The organism is Loktanella sp. DJP18, assembly GCF_049310965.1.
Taxonomy (GTDB): Bacteria; Pseudomonadota; Alphaproteobacteria; order Rhodobacterales; family Rhodobacteraceae; genus Loktanella.
Window position 1 is genome coordinate 1 of sequence record NZ_JBMERN010000203.1, and the last position, 4,382, is coordinate 4,382.

The following is a 4,382-nucleotide window of genomic DNA, read 5'->3' on the forward strand; positions in this document are numbered from 1 at the left end:
TTCATTGAACCATACCAATGATTGCCACTCCACTGGACCCCTTGAGACCAAGAGTGTCTCAGTGGTGACCATAATTGAGTTGATAGTAGGTGAATAGCCAAAGGCACCCTCCACGTCGCCCCAGCATAAAGGCGTTAGATTGTCCATTTGGGTTGCTATCGTGAATATGTGTCCCCAAGAATAAAGCGAAGAGTTCAACCTGTCCGTTGCATGTCCTGTATCCGAATTTACACCAGCTTGACGGACGCTACCCATTCGCTGTGGACCCGGTTCAAGTCAGTTGCAGCTTCATGTGCTGCCTGGGGCAGATCGCAAGACCATGTTTTCCCGAAGCGCTTCCCATTGCGATGAGCGGGACTTCGGCATTCCAAGCGACGTCGAACTAACTCCCGAAAATTCCGCCACAGCCAGTCTTTCCTACGGACGGTTTTTATTTGGTCATGGGTCATGTAGGGGACCGATATCGCGACTGGCTGCAGACGGTTCACACGCAGGAAATTGCGAACAGCCAGTCAACAGAAGGTCACCGAAGGGGAGACACGACGTGAATGGCATCGCGACACACAAGACGGAAGCAGATCGGATCTCAGAGCTTCTGGGACTGCCGGACAGCATCAACGACATGACGTCACTCCGATCGGCGGTTGCGCAGGGACTGCCAGCCTCCTCGGTCGAAAACATCCTGAGTGTCATGCATGGCGAACCGAAGGTGAACCTGATTGCCGAGCGAGCCTTTCGCAGGGCCAAGGCAGAGAAGCTGCCGTTGAGCGCAGCCAAAAGCCAGACGATTTACGATCTGGCCGCGCCTATGTCGTCGCGGACGCGTTTTACGGTGGGGAAGGTATCCTCATCATGCGCTTTCTGGAGAAGCCGAACCCCGATCTTGGGGGGACGACGCCATTAGCGATGGCGATCACCAGTCCGGCTGGGGCGGATGCCGTGATCGATCTGCTCAAGACTTAGCGGCTCACCTGCGGCCGAAAAGATGGGTTGCAGGACGAAGGCCCTGCAAGGAGACTTCGCGACCGGCAGCCACGTCGATCTGCCGGTCGCGTTGCGCCATGGGAGCGACAATCGGTCTTTCTGATGCCTCCGCCCTTTTTTCAGCGGCTGCGGCGCGCACCGTCAGAGCCACTGGATTGTCGAGACGGCACCAATGCGCGGACGAGTTTCCGCATGTCCAACGTGCCGACTGATTTGCCTTCCCGAAGGACACGGTAGCTCAAATCGGTATTACCTTCCGACCTGGCGATCACGGATTCCAGTGTGTCGTTGAAGTCGATCTCGCCCGCACATTCGGTGGCGCGATCCGGTGTCGTCTCCATGACGGACCCGACCCGAAGCACGCGGGCGCGGTTGATATCGGCGACGAAGTCTTCGATGTAGGGCGCGGCGGGATGCAAGAGGATATGCTGCGGTTCGCCTTGCTGGATGACGGAGCCGTCTTTGAGGATCACAAGATGATCCGCGAGTTTCAGCGCCTCGTCCAGATCATGGGTAATGAAGACCACAGTCTTCTCCAACTCGGCTTGCAACTCGTTCAGAAGATCCTGCATGTCGGTTCGGATCAGCGGGTCGAGGGCCGAGAAGGCCTCGTCCATCAGCATGATGTCGGAATTGCTGGTCAGCGCCCGGGCGATGCCGACCCGCTGCTGCATCCCGCCCGAGAGCTGGTGCGGATACTGGTCGCCCTGACCTTCGAGACCTACACGGTCGAGCCAGCGGCGCGCGTTGTCGGCGAATTTGCGTTCGTTCTGACCCGCGATCGCAGGCGCGAGGCCGGCATTCTGCAGTACGGTCCGGTGCGGCAACAGCGCGAACTTCTGAAACACCATCGACATGCGATGCTGTCGCATCTGCCGCAACTGCGCGTCGGTGTAGCCCAGGATGTTGTCATCATCGACCCAGACCTCACCCGCCGTGGGTTCAATCAGCCGGTTCAGGTGCCGGATCAGCGTCGACTTGCCGGACCCGGAAAGCCCCATGATGACGGTGGTCTTGCCTGTCGGCATATCGACGTTGATGTCGTTGAGGCCAAGGACGTGATTGTGCTTTTCCAACAATTCGGCTTTGCCCATACCGTCTCTGACCAACTGCAACGCGGGTTTGGGATCATCACCGAAAACCTTGTAGAGTTTCCGGATCGAGATCTTGATGCTTGTTTCGTTCATACCCATTACCCCTTAGCGCGACTGGCTGACGTTGATGCGGGCCAAGGCCGCCTTGGTGACGCGGTCAAGAATGATCGCCAGCAGCACGATCCCGAGGCCCGAGAGCAGGCCGACGCCCAGTTCAAGCGACCGGATGCCGCGCAGCACCAGCACGCCCAGACCAGGGGCCGAGACCAGCGATGCGATGACGACCATCGCAAGGCTCATCATGATGGTCTGGTTCACACCGGCCATGATGTTCGGCAAGGCCAGCGGGATCTGCACGTTGAACAGCTTCTGCCGCTTGGTCATGCCGAAGGCGTCCGCCGCCTCGGTCACGTCGGGATCGACCAGACGGATACCAAGATCGGTCAGGCGCACAACGGGCACGATCGCGTAAAGGATGATCGCGATACCGTAGAGCTTCGGCTCGGTCACCGAAAACAGGAAGATCAGCGGGATCAGGTAGACGAAGGGTGGCAGGGTCTGCAGCATGTCGAGGACCGGTATCATCGCGCGCTGCACCCGGTCGCTGCGCGACATGGCGATTCCGATCGGCACGCCCAGCACCACGCAGGTCAAGGCACAGACGAAGATGATCGCCAGAGTCTGCATCGTGTAGATATAGTAATCGACGAAACCGAGGAAGCCGAAGCAGAGCGCGACCAGGCCCACCAGTTTCCACTGCCGGCTGACGACGTAGGAAATCAGCATCAGCAGCGGGATCATGATGAACCACGGCACCGCCTGCGCGACCCACAACGCCTCGTTCAGCGCCCAGCTGAGCGGTTGGGTCAGTGGATCGACCACGATCTTGAGGCCGTTCTTGATCGACAGAAAGCCTTCCTCGAGGCCGCTGGTCAGCGCCCGAGACTGCGGAAAGGATGTGCAGGCCTCGTGCATCGCATCCATCGAGGGGAATGGCGTCTCCCACGGCGACACGACGGCGTCGCTGCCGGATGTCTGCACCAGCAATTGCGCCATCGACGTCATGCCGCCGCTGTCGTCTCCACTGGCACCACACCAATTGCGCAGGCCCAGCCTGTCGAACACGAAATCATAAGTCGCCATACATACCTCATCCGGGCCTGCAGCGCCCCAAGTTATCTCTTTTTCAATAGGAAAAGAGCCGGATCCGATGAACCCGGCTCTCTTCTGTGTCATGCACTGGGACGCTTTACCCCGCGCCCCCGGGATGGCGCCGCAGCGCCAGCCGGATCAGCCTATTGCAGCAGGGCTGTCAGCTTTTCGCGGGCTGAATCGTTGATCCAGCTGCTCCATGCGTCGGGATTGTTCTTCAGGAAATACACCGCTGCTTCCTGGTTGGACGCGTTGTTGTCTTCCTTCCAGGCCAGAAGCTGGCTCATGACCTCGGTCTTGAAGGTGACCTTGCCCATCATCTCGGACACGTCCGGATGACTGTCCATGAAGTCCTGTGTCACGATCGTCAGCACGGGTGCCGACGGAAAGGCCGACGGCGTGGGATCAGGTGCATCGGCGTTCTGCATCGCCTTGAAGGCGGCCTCGTCGTATTCGCCAAGATCGATGCTGGTCATGTCGAACATGCCCAGCGGCGTCGTCGGCCCCCAATAGTAACCGAACCAGGGCTTCTCGTCGCCATAGGCCGAAGCCATCGACGTGGCGAGGGTCTCGCCAGAGCCGTGGTTGAAGATTTCAATGCCCTTTTCATCCAGCCCGAAGGCTCGGATCAGGTTGTCGTTCACGATGCGGCAACCCCAGCCGTCAGGGCAATTGTTGAACATGCCGCCGACCAGTTCAGGGTTGGCCATGATGCCGTCGATCGTCGCAAGTTCGGGATGCGCTTCGACCAGATAGGTCGGCAGGTACCATCCCTCGACGCCGCCCGGATCCAGCACGCTGCCCAGCTCGACGATCTTCCCGTCGGCCTTCAGCTTGGTGTAGGCGTCGCCGGCAGAGTTGGTCCAAAGCTCTGTCACGATGTCGGGTTCGTTGTTTTCAGACAGCGATGTCATGGCCGGCGTGGTGTCGGACGGCACAGCCGTCACGTTGCAGCCATAGCCCTGCTCCATCAGGAACTTCGACACCTGCGTCACGATGGCCGCGGAGTCCCAGTTCATCTGGGTAATGGTGACATCACCGCACTGGTCCTGCGCCAGGACTGCCGTGGGGGCGGCCAATGCTGTCAGTGCAGCGCCGAGAATATAGCGATTCATAAAGTATCTGTAACTGCCCAGCATGTTGTGTTGAGGA

The 4,382-nt window shown here is 59.3% G+C and carries 5 protein-coding genes; 2 read left to right on the forward strand and 3 right to left on the reverse strand.

The features are described from left to right. Positions 1-544: 544 nt before the first annotated feature. Together ACOI1H_RS23745 and ACOI1H_RS23750 are read left to right on the forward strand one after the other, a co-directional pair. Positions 545-904, forward strand: coding sequence for a hypothetical protein (locus ACOI1H_RS23745; RefSeq protein ID WP_422440656.1), 360 nt, complete (start codon positions 545-547; stop codon positions 902-904). Continuing rightward, positions 853-963 carry an antitoxin Xre/MbcA/ParS toxin-binding domain-containing protein gene (locus tag ACOI1H_RS23750; RefSeq protein ID WP_422440652.1) on the forward strand — a complete coding sequence of 37 codons (111 nt, stop codon included), beginning with the start codon at positions 853-855 and terminating at the stop codon, positions 961-963. Before ACOI1H_RS23745 ends, ACOI1H_RS23750 begins: the two co-directional genes overlap by 52 nt. A 140-nt stretch (positions 964-1,103) precedes the next feature. On the opposite strand, the gene ACOI1H_RS23755 is transcribed toward ACOI1H_RS23750, so the two are convergent. The 3 genes from ACOI1H_RS23755 to ACOI1H_RS23765 form a co-directional block, all read right to left on the reverse strand. Then, positions 1,104-2,171 carry a quaternary amine ABC transporter ATP-binding protein gene (locus tag ACOI1H_RS23755; protein ID WP_422440653.1) on the reverse strand — a complete coding sequence of 356 codons (1,068 nt, stop codon included), beginning with the start codon at positions 2,169-2,171 and terminating at the stop codon, positions 1,104-1,106. Between the two features lie 12 nt (positions 2,172-2,183). After that, on the reverse strand, positions 2,184-3,221 hold the full coding sequence (locus tag ACOI1H_RS23760; RefSeq protein ID WP_422440654.1) for an ABC transporter permease: 1,038 nt from the start codon (positions 3,219-3,221) through the stop codon (positions 2,184-2,186). Between the two features lie 152 nt (positions 3,222-3,373). Next, positions 3,374-4,345: an ABC transporter substrate-binding protein gene (locus tag ACOI1H_RS23765; protein ID WP_422440655.1), complete on the reverse strand. Its 972-nt coding sequence runs from the start codon at positions 4,343-4,345 to the stop codon at positions 3,374-3,376. Between the last annotated feature and the right edge of the window lie 37 nt (positions 4,346-4,382).